17 protein-coding genes are annotated in these 22,410 nt (G+C 32.1%); 6 read left to right on the top strand and 11 right to left on the bottom strand.

The genetic code is table 11. The features are described from left to right. Positions 1-15 precede the first annotated feature (15 nt). Positions 16-447 carry a TerB family tellurite resistance protein gene (locus tag ATE84_RS05775; RefSeq protein ID WP_101446641.1) on the bottom strand — a complete coding sequence of 144 codons (432 nt, stop codon included), beginning with the start codon at positions 445-447 and terminating at the stop codon, positions 16-18. Between the two features lie 275 nt (positions 448-722). After that, positions 723-1,538, bottom strand: coding sequence for an SH3 domain-containing protein (locus ATE84_RS05770; RefSeq protein ID WP_101446640.1), 816 nt, complete (start codon positions 1,536-1,538; stop codon positions 723-725). A 1,253-nt stretch (positions 1,539-2,791) separates the two neighbouring features. On the opposite strand from ATE84_RS05770, the gene ATE84_RS05765 reads away from it, so the two are divergent. Both ATE84_RS05765 and mfd read left to right on the top strand, forming a co-directional pair. Further along, complete coding sequence (locus tag ATE84_RS05765) at positions 2,792-3,934, top strand: aminotransferase class V-fold PLP-dependent enzyme (protein WP_199176857.1); 1,143 nt, start codon at positions 2,792-2,794, stop codon at positions 3,932-3,934. Between the two features lie 63 nt (positions 3,935-3,997). Then, positions 3,998-7,357 (top strand): transcription-repair coupling factor, encoded by a 3,360-nt coding sequence (gene mfd / locus ATE84_RS05760; protein ID WP_101446637.1) that lies wholly within the window; start codon positions 3,998-4,000, stop codon positions 7,355-7,357. Positions 7,358-7,426: 69 nt separating this feature from the next. Here mfd and ATE84_RS05755 read toward each other — a convergent pair whose 3' ends face one another. Beyond that, a complete protein-coding gene (locus ATE84_RS05755) occupies positions 7,427-8,392 on the bottom strand; it encodes a hypothetical protein (RefSeq protein ID WP_101446635.1) in 966 nt (321 codons plus the stop codon). A 515-nt stretch (positions 8,393-8,907) separates the two neighbouring features. On the opposite strand from ATE84_RS05755, the gene ATE84_RS05750 reads away from it, so the two are divergent. Then, on the top strand, positions 8,908-9,228 hold the full coding sequence (locus ATE84_RS05750; protein WP_101446633.1) for a hypothetical protein: 321 nt from the start codon (positions 8,908-8,910) through the stop codon (positions 9,226-9,228). A gap of 116 nt (positions 9,229-9,344) precedes the next feature. On the opposite strand, the gene ATE84_RS05745 is transcribed toward ATE84_RS05750, so the two are convergent. The 6 genes from ATE84_RS05745 to ATE84_RS05720 all read right to left on the bottom strand — a co-directional run bounded on the left by ATE84_RS05745 (position 9,345) and on the right by ATE84_RS05720 (position 15,321). Continuing rightward, complete coding sequence (locus ATE84_RS05745; protein WP_101446631.1) at positions 9,345-9,551, bottom strand: hypothetical protein; 207 nt, start codon at positions 9,549-9,551, stop codon at positions 9,345-9,347. A gap of 278 nt (positions 9,552-9,829) precedes the next feature. Further along, on the bottom strand, positions 9,830-10,828 hold the full coding sequence (locus tag ATE84_RS05740) for an IS1595 family transposase (protein WP_101444842.1): 999 nt from the start codon (positions 10,826-10,828) through the stop codon (positions 9,830-9,832). A gap of 46 nt (positions 10,829-10,874) precedes the next feature. Then, positions 10,875-11,810 (bottom strand): SMP-30/gluconolactonase/LRE family protein, encoded by a 936-nt coding sequence (locus ATE84_RS05735; protein WP_101446629.1) that lies wholly within the window; start codon positions 11,808-11,810, stop codon positions 10,875-10,877. A gap of 79 nt (positions 11,811-11,889) precedes the next feature. Then, on the bottom strand, positions 11,890-13,008 hold the full coding sequence (locus ATE84_RS05730) for an AraC family transcriptional regulator (RefSeq protein WP_101446615.1): 1,119 nt from the start codon (positions 13,006-13,008) through the stop codon (positions 11,890-11,892). Positions 13,009-13,186: 178 nt separating this feature from the next. Next, positions 13,187-14,116, bottom strand: coding sequence for a hypothetical protein (locus tag ATE84_RS05725; RefSeq protein WP_143273580.1), 930 nt, complete (start codon positions 14,114-14,116; stop codon positions 13,187-13,189). An 86-nt stretch (positions 14,117-14,202) separates the two neighbouring features. After that, positions 14,203-15,321 (bottom strand): AraC family transcriptional regulator, encoded by a 1,119-nt coding sequence (locus ATE84_RS05720; RefSeq protein WP_101446611.1) that lies wholly within the window; start codon positions 15,319-15,321, stop codon positions 14,203-14,205. A gap of 559 nt (positions 15,322-15,880) precedes the next feature. On the opposite strand from ATE84_RS05720, the gene ATE84_RS05715 reads away from it, so the two are divergent. After that, positions 15,881-17,593 carry an RICIN domain-containing protein gene (locus tag ATE84_RS05715; protein ID WP_101446609.1) on the top strand — a complete coding sequence of 571 codons (1,713 nt, stop codon included), beginning with the start codon at positions 15,881-15,883 and terminating at the stop codon, positions 17,591-17,593. 124 nt (positions 17,594-17,717) lie between these two features. On the opposite strand, the gene ATE84_RS05710 is transcribed toward ATE84_RS05715, so the two are convergent. Together ATE84_RS05710 and ATE84_RS05705 are read right to left on the bottom strand one after the other, a co-directional pair. After that, on the bottom strand, positions 17,718-18,077 hold the full coding sequence (locus ATE84_RS05710; RefSeq protein WP_101446607.1) for a YraN family protein: 360 nt from the start codon (positions 18,075-18,077) through the stop codon (positions 17,718-17,720). A gap of 2 nt (positions 18,078-18,079) precedes the next feature. Continuing rightward, positions 18,080-18,976: an LD-carboxypeptidase gene (locus tag ATE84_RS05705; protein ID WP_101446605.1), complete on the bottom strand. Its 897-nt coding sequence runs from the start codon at positions 18,974-18,976 to the stop codon at positions 18,080-18,082. Positions 18,977-19,187: 211 nt separating this feature from the next. Here ATE84_RS05705 and ATE84_RS05700 point away from each other — a divergent pair, with 211 nt between their 5' ends. Further along, positions 19,188-20,717: a DUF1800 family protein gene (locus tag ATE84_RS05700; protein ID WP_101446603.1), complete on the top strand. Its 1,530-nt coding sequence runs from the start codon at positions 19,188-19,190 to the stop codon at positions 20,715-20,717. A 7-nt stretch (positions 20,718-20,724) separates the two neighbouring features. Then, positions 20,725-22,362 (top strand): DUF1501 domain-containing protein, encoded by a 1,638-nt coding sequence (locus ATE84_RS05695; RefSeq protein ID WP_101446601.1) that lies wholly within the window; start codon positions 20,725-20,727, stop codon positions 22,360-22,362. Positions 22,363-22,410: the final 48 nt, after the last annotated feature.

Raw genomic sequence — 22,410 nt, 5'->3', positions numbered from 1 at the left:
AAAAATAGATACGCATTATCTATTCATATTTTTAACCTCTTCTTCAAAAGTATCACTGTCTACACCCTGATCAACTAGATTTAAAGCTTTATCAACAATATATTTTGCATTTTCTGGATTAAACCCTAATCCAATACTCAACTTCTCTAGTAAAACTACCTGATCCTCACCTTTAATATGATCTGCATATACCATCCTAGATAGATCATACAATCGTTCAAGCCTTCTTTCATAACTTGTTGGAGGGTTAATAGGATGTGTACTATAATCTTTTAAAATTTCTTTATAATCATTCTCAGAAATATCCAGTCTTCTGGCTAATCTATCCAAAAAAGCCTTCTCTTCGTCAGTAATTACTCCATCACTCATTGCTACTTTTACAATTGCTGCAAAATGGTCCTGGTTTCTTTTCTGAAATCCGCTATCAAATAAATCAGATATTGACATTGTATATTTTGTTTAATTTGCCGCAAATATAACTAAACTATATACCTTATTAAAATTAATAATTGTCATTTTTTTGAACTCGACTATTTGGATTTATAATTTGATCAAAAAAGGAGATTGTTTTTTAATTTCTTTGCTCAAAAACTAAGTTTTTAAGCAATAACTCCAATCTTGTTTTATACCTTGACTTATATAGTGGAAGTATATTTACTCTTCAAAGACATAAATAGTATATAGTTAACTATGCATTATATTTTATGTCTGCTACTATAATTCTATGCAGAACAATCACAATCATCAATAACTACAAGCCACCATTTATTATCAGCCACCATAAAATACATCGTCTTGATTATCCATTCTTTGTATAAAATATTCACTTTTACCTTTGGCCCACCTCTATATTTTGTTGGAATATTAATTTTTTCCATTTCAAAAACTTCATCCATATTTAGATATCTGGGTAAACTGTCAATTCTTTTATAATATATTCCATCTGGACTGGAGCTTTTTTCACAAAAACCATCTTCAGGAAATTCTTCTGCAAAAAAAACGGGAGTATCTACTTTAGGCATTATAATACTATAATTATCATAAGATTGATAACGTGCACAAGCAGCACCAGGATTATACAATCTATAAAAACCTATCTCCTTATGGATAATATCTGTAATTATTGAAGCTCTAAAATGCATTAAACTATCAATTTTTTTTCCAAAAAAAGAAGTTTCTAAAAAATGCTCCAGAAAGGGTTCAAAACTTTTAAGATCGGCATTCTGTCTTATTGAAGTCTGTGAACCAAAGACCCATCCAATTTTACTACTATGTTCTATCTTATACCAAAAATCCCTATTTCCTCGAATAATTTGTTCTTCTCCTTTTTCCAAAACACGACATACCTCACCATCATTTAGAGTAAACACAACTTCTCCTGTCTTTGGATATTCGCGAACCCAAATATTATCTCCTGTTATTACTAATGTTGTATCATTCGAATTCGAAGTATGTAGCTCTGCATTATTATTGGCTTGACCATAGCCTAAGTTTACTGTAGTAACAACTAAAAAAAATAATATTCTTATCATCTTCATTTTACACTTTTTTCAAATTTAAATATTATTAATTTTTAAAGCTACCCCATTTTCAGTGAAACACCACTATTTAACGGCTTCTGATCAGTTTAAAAGTTATGTCAAACTCAACTACCCTTAGTTTCATATAAGCTTAGAAATGAGACTATAAAAAGTAAATATTGAACACTTTATACGTGTTCATCCAAAAACACACCCCTTGTAACATCCTGATACCATTGACTTAACAGCGTTTTTGTTTTTTTGGCACGGCAATTGTTTATATTATATCCAAAGAAATTAATAATCTAAAAATAATCAGATATGAAAACTTTATACACATTTACAGTAACGTTAAACTTTAAACCATTTATTAATTTTATAAAACAACTACCTGCTTCTTCTAGTTATGCTATACACAGGTAAGCCATGAGGAGATATAGGATAGCACCTCTCTTATCGAGACTGGTATATAAAATGTAAAAAAGCGAGGTAATTTTGATCTCGCTTTTTGTTTTTATCTCTTTGAATACAATAATCTTGATTTATTTATCTTCTTTTCTTAGACAATAAAAAGAAGGCGCAAATATAGAAACATTAAGGTATTCCCATATGTTGAAATTTTAATTGTTAAGAAAAACTTAATTCATTGCTGCTTTTGTTAATAAATCTTACCAAAAATCTATTTTCTTTGTACATTACAGTGATAAAACCCTCCCATGCTAGGCATGGGAGAATTTTAAGAATTGCAAAAAATCAGCTAATAGCTGGAAAAATAAAGGGGTAACCCTACCCTACATAGTCCAAAATTTCCTCCCGACTTAGTCCTACCCTGATCAGGATTTAAAATTGGATTTATCATTATTGCAAATGTTTATAGTGCAATAATAAAACATGCCAGTTTCGTTTTTCGGGACTGGCAAAAAAAAATGTTATTTTTTGATATTTTTTTTCTTGTTAAAAGAAAAGATCACTAACTCCTTATTCCACTACTCTTTAGAATAAATTAAGTTTTTATTATCTTTTCTGACTACTAAAACTAGAAGTTTGTATAATTAGGATAGTTTTAACTTTGATCAATATCATCACACATTCCTAATCATATACCTTTACAGAAGAGGGTGTCTAAAAAAAATATTTTAGAACTAACTGTCACATTGAGTGGATTCTAAATGTACTGATAATCAAGGATAATTATCTCTCGACTTCGCTCGAGATCACAGAAAAATTGATTTTTTAGACACCTTCTTTTTTATATTCAATAACAGATACATATGCAACATCAAAAGCACCTCTTTGATCTATCAGATAATATCACTTATCTAAACGGAGCTTATATGGCCCCTCAATTAAAATCTGTAACCGAAGTTGGATTAACTACTGTTATCCAAAAAGCCAGGCCTAATGAGATCATGCCCAAAGATTTTTTTACCAAAAGAGAGATCCTAAAACAACGTTTTGCCACTTTGGTTAATGCTCCTGATTATAATAACATTGCAATTATACCTTCGGTATCCTATGGTATTGCTAATGCTGCTAATAATGTCCCCATCCATTCTGGGGATGAAATTATAGTAATCGATGAGCAATTTCCCAGTAATGTATATGTCTGGCAAGAGGTAGCAAAAAAACATGGTGCTTCTATAACGGTAATCAAACCTCCAAAAAAATTTGAAAATCGAGGCGCAACATGGAATCAGAATATTCTAGATGCAATTACCAAAAAAACTGCTGTTGTAGCGATGCCCCATGTGCATTGGGCAGATGGAACATTATTTGACCTAAAAGCAATACGTGCAAAGACTGAAAATGTAAATGCTTTTTTAATCATTGATGGAACTCAAAGCGTGGGAGCCCTTCCTTTTTCTGTTTCAGAAATTAAACCCGATGCTTTGATTTGTGCAGGATATAAATGGTTACTTGGTCCTTATTCTACCGGAGTAGCATATTATAGTGACTCTTTTAATGAAGGAATACCTATAGAACATAACTGGATGAACCGTTATAACAGTGAGGATTTTGCTGGATTGACCCAATATGAAGATCGTTACCAGGAAAAAGCTGCCAGATATTCGGTTGGCGAATCTAGTAATTTTGTGTTAACCCCAATGTTGATTCGTGCAATAGAACAATTGATCGAATGGACACCTGCTGCAATTCAGGAATATTGTAAAACAATCTCTACAACTGCAGTACAACAACTTAGAAGTTTAGGCTGTTTTATCGAAGAAGATCACCATAGAGCACATCACCTTTTTGGTATTTATTTACCAGCTCATATAGATTTAGAAAAATTAAAAAGAAAGCTGAAACAAGAAGATATTTTTATTTCTTTTCGCGGTAATGCCATACGAATATCCTCTAATGTATATAATTCTGAAACAGATTTTGATCGATTACTAGCACAATTTGGTTAAGAAATCTAATATCTCTTTGCCAGAAATTGATATAGCACTTATATTTGTCTCAAAATCTGCTACGTGAGTACAACCATAATCTCGCAAACTTTTTTACAGTCTCAGCAATTGCAGAAACTGGGAAAAGCTATTGCCCAGTCTGAAACAAAAACACATCTGCAAGGTGGTATTGGATCATCATTATCTTTTATTATTGAAAACAGTTTTAGGCAAGCCGACAAACCATTTCTCTGTATTTTTAACGACAAAGAAGAAGCTGCCTACTATCTTAATGACCTCGAACAATTACTCGGGGATAAGAATGTTCTTTTTTACCCCGGGAGTTACCGTCGACCTTATCAAATTGAAGAAACTGATAATGCAAATGTATTACTGAGAGCAGAAGTACTCAATCGTATCAACTCCCGAAAAAAACCAGCATTAATAATCACCTATCCTGATGCATTATTTGAAAAAGTAGTGACTCGAAAAGAGCTGGAGAAAAATACCTTAAAAATTAATATTAATGATACGCTTTCACTTGACTTTGTGAATGAAGTACTATTTGAATATCAGTTTCAAAGAGTAGATTTTGTTACCGAACCAGGAGAATTTTCGGTTCGTGGAGGGATCGTAGACGTATTTTCTTTTAGCAATGATGAACCTTATAGAATAGAATTTTTTGGTGATGAAGTCGATAGCATTAGAACTTTTGATGTCGAAACTCAACTATCTACAGATCAGATCAAAAAAATCTCTATCATTCCAAACGTTGAAAACAAAGCATTGCAAGAAACCAGAGAGAGTTTTCTAAAATACATTGCTTCAAAAACGGTAATCTTTACAAAAGACATCGACCTTCTTTCTGCCAGAATTGATAAAAATTTTGAAAAAGCGCAAGAAGCCTTCAAAACGCTTTCTAAGGATATCAAGCATGGCACTCCAACAGAACTTTTTGCTACTTCAGAACTCATCAAAAAGCAATTATTAGATTTTACTTTGGTTGAAATCGGAAATCGCCCTCTTACCAAGGCAGATTATGCGATTAAATTTAACACTAAGCCCCAACCCTCTTTCAATAAACAATTTGATTTATTAATTCAAAATCTGAATGAAAATCATGAAACAGGATATAAAAATTATATTTTTTGCGTAAGCGAACAACAAGCAAAACGTTTCCATGATATTTTTGACGATGCAGATCTTGATGTAAAACAATATGAAACTATTGTTTTTTCTGCCTTTCAGGGATTTATTGATCACGATCACAAAATTGTTTGCTATACTGATCATCAGATATTTGAACGATACCATAAATTTAATCTTAAGAATGGGTATGCCAAAAAACAGGCGATCACTCTAAAAGAGCTTACTAACCTGGATGTAGGAGATTATGTAACTCATATTGATCATGGAATTGGTAAATTTGGTGGATTACAAAAGATAGATGTAGAAGGCAAAAAACAAGAAGCTATCAAACTAATTTATGGAGAAAGAGATGTACTATACCTAAGTATTCATTCGCTCCATAAAATTTCAAAGTTTAATGGTAAAGATGGCAAACCACCACAGATCTACAAATTAGGTTCAAAAGCCTGGAAAACACTTAAACAAAAGACCAAAGCTCGGGTAAAGCATATTGCCTTTAATTTGATTCAGTTATATGCCAAGCGAAAGCTTCAAAAAGGATTTCAGTACAATCCTGATAGTTATTTACAACACGAACTGGAAGCTTCTTTTATATATGAAGATACCCCCGATCAAAGTACTGCTACAGCCGCAGTAAAAGCTGATATGGAAAGTGAACGCCCAATGGACCGTCTTATTTGTGGAGATGTTGGTTTTGGTAAAACCGAAGTTGCAATCCGGGCCGCATTTAAAGCTGTTGACAATGGGAAACAAGTAGCTATTCTAGTGCCAACTACAATTCTTGCCTTTCAGCATGCAAAAACGTTTAGAGAACGCCTTAAAGATTTCCCGGTAACTGTAGAATATATAAATCGTTTCCGCTCAGCAAAACAAAAAAGAGAGACTCTCGAAGATTTAGCCGCAGGTAAAGTAGATATCATTATTGGGACTCACCAACTGGTTAACAAAAATGTAAAATTTAAAGATCTCGGATTATTAGTTATTGACGAAGAGCAAAAATTTGGGGTATCAGTAAAAGATAAACTCAAGACCATAAAAGAAAATGTAGATACACTAACTTTAACTGCTACACCAATTCCAAGAACATTACAGTTTAGCCTCATGGCAGCTCGGGATTTATCAACCATTACCACTCCCCCTCCCAATCGCTACCCTATTGAGACCAATGTAATACGGTTTAGTGAAGAAACAATACGAGATGCTGTAAGTTATGAAATCCAGCGTGGTGGCCAGGTGTTTTTTATTCATAATCGAATTGAAAATATAAAAGAAGTTGCGGGATTGGTACAACGATTGGTTCCTGATGCCAAAGTTGGTATTGGCCATGGGCAGATGGAAGGAAAAAAACTAGAAAGTCTTATGCTTTCTTTTATGAACGGAGAGTTTGATGTATTGATCTCTACCACTATTGTAGAAAGTGGATTAGATGTCCCAAATGCAAATACTATTTTTATCAATAATGCCAATAATTTTGGACTTTCTGATTTACATCAGATGCGAGGGCGTGTAGGTCGAAGTAATAAAAAAGCATTTTGTTATTTTATCACTCCTCCATATTCTGCTATGACCGATGATGCTCGTAAACGTATTACAGCACTAGAGCAATTCTCAGAACTAGGAAGTGGTTTTAATATTGCGATGAAAGATCTCGAAATTCGTGGAGCGGGAGATTTGTTAGGAGGAGAACAGAGTGGATTTATTAATGAAATTGGTTTCGAAACATACCAAAAAATCCTTAATGAAGCCATCGAAGAACTCAAAGAAAACGAGTTTGCAGAATTATATAAAGAAGAAGCAACGGATAAAGTATATCTAAAAGACACACAGATCGATACCGACTTCGAATTGTTGTTCCCTGATGATTATATCAATAATATTACCGAACGACTTAGTTTATATACCGAGCTTAATGGGATCAAAGAAGAATCAGACTTGCAGGAGTACGAAAAACGATTGGTAGATCGATTTGGTGAATTACCTGATCAGGCAGTAGATTTATTAAATTCGGTTAGAATAAAATGGATAGCCACATCTATTGGACTTGAAAAAATTATTATGAAACAAGGTAAATTGATTGGCTATTTTATAAGCGATCAACAATCTGGTTTTTATCAAAGTCCGGCATTTACATATGTATTGAAATATGTACAACAAAATTCTGAAATTTGTAAAATGAAAGAAAAAAATACGCGAAACGGCCTACGATTATTATTAACTTTTGAAAATATTAGTTCTGTTGATATGGCACTACAAGTGTTACAACCGTTACAATCTAAGGTTGATGTTGAAGCGTAATGACAATAAATAACGTGAGTTCGGTGTAGATTTTCGATATAATTTTCTGTCGAACTCATGTTATAAAGATTAGTTCAGTTTACTTATTTTAGAACTAATTTTTTTAAAATCTTTAGGTTTTATATTAAAGGACATTTTAGTGTGTTCTTGATAAATTGCATTTCCGGTTTTTCCATTTACAATGTTTATTATTTTATTATAATTTATCTGATTATACATTAAGTAATAGAAATCTTTCTTTTCGTTAAAGATTTTTTCTTCTAGTGTGCCGTATTTAACTACTTCATATTTAAAAGGATAATCTTGCATTAACTTTTCTATTTCTGGGCTCTTTTTTTCTAATCCAAAAAAGCCATCATACCCGTATAATAGATTAGAATCTATATACAAAGTATGATTTTTAAGATCTTTTAACTCAGGGAGGACATAATCATCATAAATATCAACAGGCCTTTCATTTTTTAAATTTTTATTTACTAATTGTAGATAATTTTTTAAATATCCTAATCTAAAATTGATAAAATCACCAACAACTTCTCCTGCGTTAAATGGTGCTGCTATTTGCTGCCTTATTTTGATATCTGGTGTAAAATAAATTGCACCTACTCTTGATATGCTCCAAACATTGTTTTTCTTTTTCTTTTTAATTTTGTCAATAACACCAAAATCTATACAGGTAAAACTATATGATTTCATCATCCCTGATTGTGTAGTTACTTCAAGCTCCATAATTTCAAATCTAGCCAAAGCATTGTCAATTTCTAAGTCATCCCCTGTAAAATCATCTTCATAAACTACTTTATAAGGGGTTATATCCCAAACCTGATTAAGGATATTTTCATAAGATGATTTAGGAAAAACATTAGGAAAAACAAATGTTGTTTGGGTATTCGTAAACCTTTTTAAATCTTTATTATTTAATTTCTTAAATTTATTTTTAATATGTGAAAAATTCCCAACTCTTACCTGAGAAACCCCAAGTGCTGAGGTAAAAAGAATTATGACAATAATTAAGGTTTTTGATTTGTAGTTCATTTTATGATACTATTTTAATTTTAAAAAATTAGAGTTCTGAAAACACAATTATTAAAAGAAATGATTTATACTTTTTTGCTAGAACCATAAAAGTATAAACCACTATAAAGTGTAAAAATAAAGAAAACCTGTATTAACAAACCACTAAACTCCTTCTATTTGCTATTATTAAAAGGTCCTAATATCCAAATTCGCTCAATACTTTTATATGATATGAATCTTAGGGAGCTGGGGATAAAGGAAATAGATCAAATCATATAACAGTTAAAACCCTAGGTCATAAAATTAAAGGACTTACCCAAAAAGAACTGGTAGAACAATGTAATATTAGTGTTCGTACCATACAGTATCCTGAAGTCGAGGAAGTAATTCTCAGAAGTCATATCACAAAAACCATTCGCCGACAAAAAACAACACTTTAACGCCAGTTTTAATGTGTTTTGTCGAGAAATATCTTTTAACGAGGTAAATATTTTTAATTTCATCATAATTATAACAACAAACCAACATTGATTATGAATGCAAGAGAAGAATTTAGTTTTCTAAAAGATCCCTGGAAACAACTACAAAAGATAAATAATCGAGTTAGTCAATTGATAGATGACCTTAATACTAATAAACTGTATGCAATAAACTATTCAAACCTAAAGAGGAGGTTTACAGAAGAAATAGAAAACTACAAAAACAATCCAGAATTGATCGATATAGAAGAATTTTCTATGAATTATTCTTTTGGGTATCATTGCTATAATAACATTGATGATGTATACAGCAAAGAAGCAATGTACATTGAAGTTAAAAGTTATCTAAGGGCACTAAAAATAAGAACAGCTTAGTATTTCTTAAATTTTATTAATCTGTATTCAAAATCAAAGCTCACAAAATTGATTGTAACATAATGATATGGTTTTAAGGTTAAGACAATTCATGAGCTTCGATTTGAACTAACCTATCAACAGTAGCTGCAAGAAGTCCAAACTCCATTGACACATGAAATATCATCTGCAGGCCCCATACAAGGTATTAACAAAAAACTTGAAGAACAAATATCTCCCTCTTTAGGACAAACTGTATTATTAATACCTCCTCCATTAATATTTACTTTAGCTTTTCTGTCTAGTAGTTTAACTTGTTTTAATTTTAAAATTGACTGTAACATAATGATCTAGTTTTAAGATGAATAATTAATATCATAACAGGTATAAGTGCCTATTACAATTTTTAAGTTGATCACAAATCTAAATTGTATTGCTCATTGAGTCGACCGAATGTATACAAACGAACCTCTTAGTATCTATTTTAAATAATCTTAATAGAATTATTAAGAAATTTGAAAGCCCATACATCATTTGTACGGGCTTGTTTTATAATATTTCTTTCAAAATAGAAGTGTAAATTAGTCTAACTCTAACATCTTTAATGTTTTAATAAAATTGGCTAAGTTCTAAAAAGCATATTATTTACTACTATGTTTTTAAATTCCATCCAGGCAGTATTGGAAGCAAAGGCTATAGCTGCTACGGTTGCCATTTTACTGGTTGAATTTTTTATTTTTTCTAAGACTAAAAACCAATTCAGATAATTCTGAAGGTATTTTGTTGCCACTCCATTGAAGGGCTCCATAAATTTCCTTAGACGCATATCCATATTATTCACATTTTGTACGTGATATATTTTGTCAACAGCTCTTTGACCCTTCGAAGCATTAAATTTTTTGTGTGCTACCTTCTTGTCTTTTGCAAATGCAGTATAGCTTCTGTGACTGTCGCTACAAAGGGTTTCTACTTTAGCCAACTTCCCTTGTAATATAGTCTCCAAGTCACTTTTACTAATGCGACCTCTGGTAGCTACTTTGAAATCTTTGTTCCCTGATCGGTCACAACTGGCTATCACAGCTACTTTTTCATTACTGAGACCAGCTTTACTTGCCTTTGCGCCACGTTTTCTAGCAGGACGATCCAAATTTCGATTCCCTTTTTCAGAGTAAGCAAAGAAAAGATCATCACTCTCTAGGATTCCTTGGAATTCATCCACACTTACGCTCCCAAAGGAGACAAGTAATTTGTGCCTCCAATCAAAAGAAGTCTGAATAGAAATCCCTGTTTCTTTGGCACTCTTGCGAATACTATATCCAGAGAGTAAACAGAATAAATAACGATTAACTTTGTCTTTCTTCTTGAGGTTGTACCAGAACTTACCGGTAGTTTCACTAAAGTTTTTATGACAAGTATTACAAACATAGCGCTGTACTCCTTTGAGCTTACCATTAGCCTTAATTTTATTGCACTTACAATGAGGACAGCTTATGGCTTTACTCTGATTGCTATCAATCAGGGCTGAACCCTCAGTAGAGATCTCCAATAATGTGGAAACAATTTCTGATTGAACCAAAGCCGATGAACTAATGAAAAAATCTCTAAAATCTTCTGGTATCATTTCTCCGTTTTTATAAAGTAAAGATAAAACATATTCTAATTAGAACTTAGCCATAAAATTTAATTTTTCTCACCCCTCCGGTTCCTCCAAATTCTGAGATATACATCGCTGTATGGTATGGATCAGAAGTAATTCCGTTAGGGCCATTAAATGATGCTTCTTTAAGTAATCCATCGGTTTGAGCTGCATCTCCTGTACCTGCAAACTCTTCTGTTGTACCATCCATAGAAATTTTAAATATCTTATTTACCCCAATACCTGTAGCAAATATCGTATTTCTAACAACAGTTATATACCCAATTCCGAAACCATTAACCACAGCATCAGTAATAGTAGTGATAAGAGAAACATTCCCTTTTGGATCTATAGATAATATATCTGCCGTAGCAAAATTACCAACAATTAGATTTCCTTTACGGTCAAAATCAATCCCTACTCCTCCTGCTAATTTTGGATCAGATGCATATACGGTTACTTCTCCTTCAGTCGTAACTTTATGAACCGTCGGGGTTCCAAAATTTGACACATATAGATTATTATCATGGTCCAAAGTTAGTCCCGATGGAAAACCACTAATGGTCGCTACTACAGTTTGTGTGCCGTCTGGTGTAATTTTAAGAATCTCTCCTGATCCACCACCACTACTGTTAACAACAAACAAATTACCTTGTTGATCAATTGCATTCCCTAATGGACCTGTTAAATTCGACGCAAATTCTGTAACATCACCATTTTTGGATATTTTAAAAACCCTGGTTCCATTACCATTTGCTCCTGCAAACTGGCCAAATTCTGAGACATAAATATTGCCAAATTTATCTACACTAACGGCATCATTACCAAAAAAAGGTGAAACTACAGTTTCTACTTCGAGGTCTGGATCAATTCCATCTCCATAACAAGAAATTAGTGTGATTGCCATTGAAGATAAAACAAAAAGCATCAATGCTTTTATACTAATGTGTTGAATACATGTTTTCATATTGAATGATTTTTAAGTTTGCCCTAAAATATGCAAGCACTTCATAAAAATCGACGGTTTGGATCTATTCGCACTTATTTTAAGCCGCCTTTAATCCCTTAATATAATTTCTTGGTGTATCCTTAATTTCGAATTTAAAGGCCTTATTAAAAGTTGATTTCGAATTAAAACCTACTTCCATAGCAATGGCGAGTATGGTATGATGAAGATGTTCATTATTATCTATCTTCGATAAAAATTCCTTTATCCTAAAATGATTGATATAATCATAAAAATTACTTTTTGATATATGATTGAGATACCATGAAATATTATGAGTAGAAGTATCTAAATGTACAGAAAGATCACGAAGCGTTAAATCAGGTTTTAGAAAAATCTTTTCTTTTTCGATCAGCCTGTTTAGTTCTTTTCCTATAGAAATAATCTGATCTTGTGGTAAACGTTGTGATGATTTTGTTTTTTCTTTTTGAAACGGTACTCTAAACAATTCTGGTTCTTTAAGACTATAATATCCGATCACAAATATGAATACCGAAATTGTACTCCAAACCGAATTATAATTAATAAATTTTATAGAATAATTAAAAAAGTTCATTGAGATAAAACTGATCATCCATACCGTAATAACAATAAAGATTGAGATTTGAAAAAATTTGAAAAACGACACCAAACTTTGAGTATAAGAAACATGATTTTTCTCTTTATGAATATATGTTTTCAAAATTTTCACATTAAGAACCCAATAGTATATATTAGAAACAATCCCTGCTCCTTCAATAATAAAAAAAGGTATTCTAAAAAATCCTGACGATAACTTATCTGAAAAATCATCTACTTGAAAAGAAAAAATGTAAAACGAAAATAAAAGATGAAAACCAACAGGTATATAGTGAAACCAAGAAAGTCTAAACGTATCATTTTTAAAAAATATCAATCGTCTACTATACATATAACATAGCGGCCCAAATAAGAAAATTACCGAATCAATAAGAATAGACCATTGAAACAATCTTATAGTCAAGAATTTAAAAAAAATCATTCTGCCCAAAAGCATAAAAACAGAAAGCATTAACATTATAGAAAGTATTCTGTTTGCCGCTTTATTCTTATTCTTAATAATCTGAAGAGTAACCGCCAAAAAAACACCTTGGCTAATTCCAAAAAAAAGTATAAGATCAATGAATTCGAAAGATTGCATTAACAAATAATTACTGTTTATTACAAAACTATCATATTATCTTATACTTTTTCGACCGAATGGATCATATCGTACTTTAAAAAAAGAAATTACATATCACCTCATCTCTTTTTTAGCAGCTGTTTTCTATTCTAATGAAATAATTTCATCTAATATTAATTCCTATCAATATATTTGATTAAAGCTCTATTTTACGAATACCTCCACTACCTGTATATTCAGAAACATATAAAATCTTAGCATATTTATTAGAAGATATTCCATTTGGATTTTGAAAAGAAGCTTCTAATAAAGGCCCATCTACTTGTTTGACTTCTCCATTACCAGCTAGAATCTCTATTTCACCTTCTAATGAAACTTTATAAATATAATTTACAGCAATTCCTGTAGCATAAATAGTATCGTTTATTATTGTGATATAACCAATCCCAAAATTTTGAATTACAATATCGGGGATATTGGCAATCAATGAGATTTGGCCATTCTTATCAATAGAATATATATCGGCTGTGTAAAAATTGGCAACAATTACATTCCCTTTACTATCCAAATCAATTCCTACACCTCCTAATAACCTAGGGTCATTTGCATATTCTGTAACTTCTCCATTCGAAGAAACTTTATGTACCGTAGATGCAGTATAATTAGAAATATATAAATTATCATGGTGATCTATGGTCATGCTACTAGGCCAACCATTAATAGTTGCAATAACTATACGATCTCCTTCAGGTGTTATTTTTAACACTTGGCCATTTACAGTATTATTGGCATTATTAACATACAAGTTTCCCTTAGAATCTTTCGCAGTCCCCATAGGTCCAGAAAGGCCTTGTATTGTATCTAAAATTTTTCCTTGTGGAGAAAGTTTAAAAATTCGAGTTCCACTACCACCTGTATCAATAAATCTACCGTATTCTGAAACATAAACATTTCCGTTTCTATCTACAGATACTGCACCATTCCCTACAAAATTGTTAAGTATGGTTTTTACTTCAGGATCAGGGTCGATTCCATCACCACTACAAGACAGGAATAATAAGAACATACTCAATAAAGCAACTAATGAAGTCGTTATAATTTTAATTCTTTTAAAAAGTGTTTTCATTTCTTTAATTTTTAAAGTTTTTGTGAAAGTAACTTCAGGAAACAAAGAAATCGACCGTTTGGGTACGTTTAAACATTTTTATACAATTAAGCAGTTTTTTTTATATAGTTGCTTGGCGTATCTTTAATAACTGCCTTAAATGCTTTATTGAAAGTAGACTTAGAATTAAATCCAGAATCCATTGATAATGCTAGGAGCGTATGATGATGATGCTCTCCATTATGAATCTTTTCTATAAATGCTTTTACTCTATATGTATTGATATAATCATAAAAAGTACATTTATGAATATTATTGAGTAACCAGGAAACATTGTTTGTTGATGTATCCAATTTTTTTGCAAGATCCACTAAGGTAAGTTTATGATTCAGATATATTTTCTCATTTATCATAAGTTTTTCTAGCATAACCTCTAAGTTTTTAACCACTTCATTATCCAGTCGTTCTTTCTTTTTAATGTGTGTGTTTAGATATAAAGGCATTCTAAAAAGATCAGGTTGTTTTAGACTATAAAAACCTATTATATAAACAAAAACACAAACCACTATCCATATGGCATTGTAGCTTAAAAATGAGGAATATATCTTAAAACCATATCCTAGCACAAAACTTATTATCCATAACAATAAAAACAAACTCCCTATAATCAAAATTGCATTAAGGTATCTTACCAGATTTTGAGAATATGATAAATTGTTTTTTTCTTCTTTTTGGTATATCCCTAATAACTGAAAACACTGATATACAAAATATAAGTTGAAGAGAATTCCAACCGCTTCTATAATTAAAAAAGATAGTGTAAGATTGCCATTCTGAGCCAGTAAAACAAATTCATCATAAGAAAATTGATACGTCCAAAAATGATATGCTAACATTCCTGTTGCAGGAATAAAACATGTATAGTGTAATTTGTATTTTGATTTTTCATTAAATATTAATCTTCTATAATAAAGATATAACAAGGGGCCAAATACAAATACTAGTATATCTACAAAAAGTGCTAGCCTAAAGAAGACTTTGTTATCGGTCTCTATAGTAAAGAAAAATCGACCTGTTAACATTATTGAAGCTATGGTTAAAATCAGAGATAATGTTCTATTAGCAAGTCTATTCTTATTTTGTAACACCTGAATTACAATAGCTAAAAATATTCCTTGGCTAATACCTAAAAATACAATTAGGTCAATTAATTCAAAAGACTGCATAAGAAGTAATTAATTTTTATACAAAACTATCTTATTATTAACTATTTTTCGACCTAATGTATATATTCACACCTCAAAAAATCATTGTACAGGTATAATTAGAATAACTCGTTATGCATTTGAGATTTTTTAATTCAAAATTCTATTTTCGATAGTTCTGCTGAGCTTGCCGAAGTACAATTTTTCTTCATTCTATTTCGAAAAACCACTCGAATTGACGCTTTTTTTACAATGTTTTTCACAAATGCACAACGGGTTAGGACACTATAATCTAGTAACGATTTTACTATACTCTATTCTAACTCATAGAAACCTATCTCCTTCTACTCCTTAACAATATATTCAATTAAGACAGGTGCCGCTTGATGTAATCTGCCCAAACTAGTATATGTCTTTTTCAAACCATAGTATTAAGACTCTAATCACGATATTCCGAAAATCTAGAGGTATATGACTAAAATATCCACATGTAACTAAATCATTATAAGGATATTTGAACAACATCAGAACATAAAAAATGTCTTCATAAAACCAACTAACACTTAACAATCTTTATATTATGAAAAACACAATATTCTTTTTAGTTTTAATTTCGATAATTAATTTTTCTTCTGCGCAAAACTCTGCTCCGTCTTCACATCTTAGAGCCAATGATAATGGTACAGGTGATATTCTTATGAAAACCGTAAGGTCTACCATTACTACCAACGCTACCTATTATTGTACAATGCAATGGAATGCCGGCAGTGAAGGAGGGGCATACTGTGGTTTTCAGGACTCTCCTGATAAAGGACATGTCTTTATTTATTCAATATGGGATCCTAGTAATGGACAAGCTATTACTGCCGATTATGTTGGTCCCGGTACAATTGTTGAAAATTTTGGAGGCGAAGGAACGGGATTAAAATCTATGAATCCTACTATTGGATGGAATCTTAATGAATGGAATACCGTAGTAACTCGTCGCTGGAATGTAGGTTCTCACACGTATTTTGGTTTTTGGATTCGTAGAGATTCTCAAAACAAATGGTATCATATGGTTACAATGAATTATCCGGTTAGCGGTGTAACATTTAATGGCACTACAAATGCTTTTTTGGAAGACTGGCTTAGTACCGGAATGCATAAAAGACGATTTGAAATGAAAGATGGTTTTAAAAGAAAAACAAATGGAACCTGGGCACCCATGAATCAAGGTACTTATAATCGAAATGTAGAACCCAGATCATCCAATTACACCAACGCTGTAGATGCTGGAGCTGATGATGGAATCTATTTTATGCAAAGTGGAGGAAATACTTCGCCAAGTTTTTCTGGTAATCCGCCTATTACCTTTAATACCGACACAAATGCTGCACCTTCAAATCCTGCTATTTCATTTTCAATACAATCAGTATCTTCTTCAAATATTTCATGGAATGTACCAACATCTTCGACTCCTCAATTCAAATATACAATCAAAGTGGATGGTAATACGGTAAAATCTATAATTGCCCCAGAAACTAGATCTTCATCAATATCGGCCTCTTCAGGAAGTGTAGTAGAAGTTATACTAGAGGATATATTAGGAAGAACAAGTAAACATACTGTAACTGTTGATAACGATACTCTTCCCAGTGGTACTTATAATATCACTTTTGAACACAATGGAAAAGCTTTGACTGCTCAAGGAAATTCTAATGGTTCCAATATTCAAATCAACAACTATAATGAAGAAAGTTTACAAAAATGGGAGGTAACTAATTTAGGAAATAGTATTTACAAAATTATAAATGTAAATAGCAGAAAATCTTTGGATGCTTTTGGACAAAATAATGGTGATAATATAGGGTCCTATACGTACCACGGAGGGTCAAATCAAAAATGGAAAATAAGTAAGCTTGACACAAATATTTATAAAGTTATAGATTCTAGAAGTCAAAAATCTATAGATGCCTTTGGTACAAATAATAATGCAAATGTTGGTATTTATGAGTATCATGGTGGTAACAACCAAAGACTTAAATTTACTTCTATTTCAACAGCAAAAAACAATATTCAACCAAATTTATCTGTATATACAAATCATAAATCAGGTATTTTAAATATTCAAACGAATGATGCTTTACAAGAAAAAACCGATATAGATGTGTATACCATTCAAGGGGTACGAGTAATTCATAAAGAAATCTCTACACAAAACGTTTCTGAAATTAATATTTCTGATTTGGCAAAAGGAATATATATCATTAGGTCAGGAGAAAGTTTAATAAAAAAGTTTGTTGTAAAATAGATATCAAAAATCATAAAATAATTTAGGGGGCCTATAAAATGCCCCCTTATTTTTTTTAATTCCTACGTCTTCTCTTCTCTATTTTAGATTCAAGGATTACAAATTTTATGAAGACTTAGTAGTATCAAAAATGGTAAAATGCATCTTCGAGATGTTCTATTCTTGTTCCTATTTTATTTTTTATAATAGCGATGATATCAAAACGTACTTCTACATCCAAATCCTGTTCGGTAACATAATGATCAATAACCTTCACAAGAGATTGTATTTGTTTCGGTTTTACAAAATCTTGTGGGTCACCAAATTCGGGTGTACTTCTCGTTTTTACTTCTACAGCAACTACAATATTTTCTTTTCGAGCAATAACATCAACTTCATGTTTCAGATACCTATAATTTCTTTCTAAAATATCGTATCCTTTTTCGATAAGAAAATCAACTGCCATTTTTTCTCCTTTTTCACCAAGAGCATTATGTTCTGCCATCCTTATATATATTCTAATGTTACTTGATTCTTATGGACTTGCAAAAAGACTTCTGCACCCATAATCAAAGTTCTATTATCTTCTATATGCCCCATTGGAAATTTAAATGCCACCGGAAAATCATACTCTTGTACAATATCGAGAATAATCCTTTTCGCTTTTTTCCCAAAGGAAATATTATTATCATGCATTTTGGTCATTCCTCCAACAATCAATCCTGATAAGTTGTCAAAATACCCATTGCGTTTAAAGTTTTGCAACATACGATCAATATGATAAAGATACTCATCTAAATCTTCAATGCACAAAATTTTACCTGTAGTATCTATAGAAGACGTAGAACCGCATAGAGAATATAAAATAGATAAATTCCCTCCTACTAACTGACCTTTACAATCTCCTTGAATATTCTTTTTGGAAGAAGGAAGAATGTATTCATTTTTTTTACCAAAAATAATATCTCTTAATGAAGCTATCGATGCCTTTGTGCCTTTATGGATATCTATTGGCATAGGTGCATGTAATGAACATATACCTAATGTATGAAGATGTGAGTGTAGTACAGTAACATCAGAATATCCTATGATCCATTTTGGATGTTTCAGAATACCTGAAAAATCAATCTTATCAATAATTCTTACGGTTCCATACCCTCCTCTTGCACACCATATTCCTCTAATCTCCTTATCATCTAACATCTCTTGAAAATCAGATACTCGTTCCTGATCAGATCCTGCAAATTGATTACTTTCTATTCCTATTGTCGAACCTAATACAGGCACTAATCCCCATGTTTCTAATAGTACTATAGCTTCTCTTATTTCTTTTAAGTTAATCTTTCTTGCTGTAGAAACAATGGCAATTTTATCTCCTTTTTTAACAAAATCGGGCTTTAACATTTTCACTCTTGAGTTCTTATTTTTTTAATAGTAATGTGAAAGATTTCTTATGACAAAAGACATTCATTTTCTAGACATAACCAACTACTTATAAGGTTCTCTTCTTATTTTTTTTCAATTTTAAGATACTAATTAACAAATACTTTCGTTATAATCTATTATATTGTAAGGAATTTTGTCCCCATTACTCTACTTTTAAACCCTATTGCCTATGATGTCGGATACTTCATGTAATCTTGCTTCCTTAGCAGAATATGTGCCTTCTCCAGGAAATCCCTGGAACGTAAGCAAAATAAATCATTTGTACCGTAGAATTGCTTTTGGAGCATCAAAAGCAGAGGTTCTTGCTGCTTTGACTCAAAACAATCCTTCTGCATTGGTTGATCAGCTTATCGATAATGCTATTGCTCTAAATACCACTCCCCCTCCTGCATGGGGTTTATGGAATAGAGATCAATTTGAAGCTGCCGAAGCAGCAAACGAAAATAACGATATAGGATTCTATCGAACTCAAGGAAAAAATCAAATGATAAATGATTTGATCCAAAATAAGGTAAGAGATCGTCTTACATTGTTCTGGAGCAACCATTTTGTTACAGAAGATGATACCTATCGTAGTCCTGCTTATCAATCTCAGTACTATAATCTCCTTCAAATGCACGCTTTGGGAAATTTTAGGGATTTTGTATACGATATAGGCATATCAAATGCCATGCTGGTATATCTCAATGGAGATGAAAATATAAGGGATAGACCAAATGAAAATTATGCCCGAGAATTGTATGAACTTTTTACCCTTGGTGTAGATAATGGGTATACAGAAGATGATATTCAGGAAACCGCAAAAGCGCTAACCGGATATGTAAATACAAATGATATCCCCTGGGGAGATGTTCTTTTTGATCCAGCACAATTTAGTAATGACTCTAAAACTATTTTCGGTCAAACCGGAAACTGGACTTATGACGATGTTGTCAATATTTTATTTCAACAAAGAGGTAATCAAGTTGCAACTTTTATTTGCGCAAAACTGTACACCTATTTTGTAAGCCCTACCTGTAATGATGCTATTGTTGCCCAAATGGTACAAACTTTTATTACAAGCGGGTATCAAATAGCAGCCGTACTTCGCCAGTTATTTAAAAGTGAGCACTTTTTTAATATAGAAGCTATAGGTGCAATTATCAAAAGTCCTTGTGATATAATGATTTCTTTTCATAATGAATTAGGATTTTCTCTTAATATTATGGATATCAATGATAGTTTACGAGGTGCTGTTCGTATGTTAGGACAAGATGTACTTAATCCCATAGATGTCGAAGGCTGGCAAGGCGATGAAGATTGGATTAGTCCTGATTTTTTGATTGGCCGTTGGGGAAGTATAGAATTTAATATAAGAGCTGCTTGGGCACAAAACAAACAGCAATTTAGAGATTTTGTAGTGGGATTGCCTATAGGCACTTTAGCCGACGCAAATCTAGCAACTAGTCTAAGTGGTTCAGAGGTTGAAATTGTAGTAAGAGCATTGGTGAATTATTTTTTTCCGAGAGGTATCTCTGATCCAGTTATTTTTAATGAAATTTTAGGTGTTTTTAAAGATATTCCTGCTTTTCCACCTAGTTATTATGATCCAGGGGCAACAGATCCAGCTATATGGAGATTAGATCGTCCAGAAGTGGCAGATCAATTCTATGCCTTTTTACTGCATATCATACTTATCCCCGAATTTCAACTAAAATAAAATTACTATGTGCGAAACGAATCACAATCAAAATATAAAACCAAATAAAGACGGTAACTGCAATACTGAAGATCATAAAACATGGAATCGAAGATCATTTCTTCAGGCACTGGGACTCGTTGGAGGAGGATCAATCATGCTTGGCAATACGCCATTATCAGTATCAGCTCCTTCGTCTTTATCTACAGCATTAACACAAGCAGAAAGTGATAATATTCTTATTATCGTAAGACTACAAGGAGGTAATGATGGTTTTAATACCATAATCCCAGTATATGACTATGATATATACGCTAATGCAAGACCTTTGATCAAAATCCCACCTAGTGAATTTATTACGCTTGATGATGATTTTGCTATGCCTAAACCTATGAACAAATTAGAAAGTGTTTGGGGAGATGGACAAATGAAGGTTGTTCATGGTGTTGGGTATGACGACTCCTCATTATCTCACTTTAAAGGATCTGATATTTATTCTAATACAAACCTTAGAGAAGATGACCGTACAGGGTTTATGGGTAGATATTTTGGTGAAATTTTTCCAGATTATTTTTTCAATCCACCAGTAAGCCCGCCTTCTATACAGATAGGAAGTATTGGAAACTTAATCTTTAAAGGACCAGAAAGTGATTATTCTTTTGCAGTTTCAAGTCCCGAAAGATTACTTCAAATCATAGAAAATGAAACATTCTATGATCTTAACGGATTAAATGACTGTACTTATGATGATAAAGTAAGATTCTTAAGAGAAGCTACAAATACCACGTTTAATTATGCAGAAGTTATTACTGAAGCGTATGATAGATCTGGACCAAATGATTTTGCAGGTTATCTAGAAGATGATGGTTTTGCAAGACAACTTAGTATCATTTCAAGATTAATTAAAGGAGGTTTAGGTACCAAAGTGTATCTGGTTACTTTAGGAGGATTTGACACACATAATAATCAAACCCTAAGACACCAACAATTACTCAATTCATTCTCTGAAGGTATAAACACATTCTATCAAGATCTTACCGCTGCTGGTTGGGATGATAAAGTGCTTACTATGACCATGTCAGAATTTGGCAGACGATTTAAAGAAAATGGTTCTCTGGGAACAGATCACGGTACTGCAGCACCAACCCTATTTTTTGGCTCTGCTCTTAACGGGAATGGTTTTGTAGGAGAGCATCCCGACTTAAACAATTTGACTCGAGGAGGTAATGTATTTAACACTACAGATTTCAGAAAAGTGTATGCTACCGTTATGAAAGATTGGTTATGTATTGATGAAGGTTTAGTAGGAAGAGCTTTACTAGATACTGATGGAGGACCTTTTGAGTCTTTAGATTTAGGATTTAACTGCTCTGGTACCAGTAGTATTCCAACAGATGGGGAAAGCTTGACACACATCCCCACCTATGACGATGATAGTCAAACGTTTATTAATATAGTATCTCCACTCACTACTCATATAGAGGTTTCTTTATATAACATCATAGGACAAAAAGTAGCTATCTTATTTAATGAAATGCTTATGGAAAGAAGGAATCTTGTTATCAATGTAAAAGAATTAGCAAATACAAGATTAAGTACTGGACCTTATGTTTATCGTATCCAAACTAATACTGGCGAATTTAGCCGATCAATAGTAATATCATAAATTAATTAATATCCATAATAATTGCATACTACTGTTGGTGTATTTTGC

Origin of the sequence: Aquimarina sp. MAR_2010_214 (genome assembly GCF_002846555.1) — a bacterium.
Taxonomy (GTDB): Bacteria; Bacteroidota; Bacteroidia; order Flavobacteriales; family Flavobacteriaceae; genus Aquimarina.
Note: the sequence above shows the minus strand (reverse complement) of the source record. Positions and strands in the feature narration are given on the sequence as shown.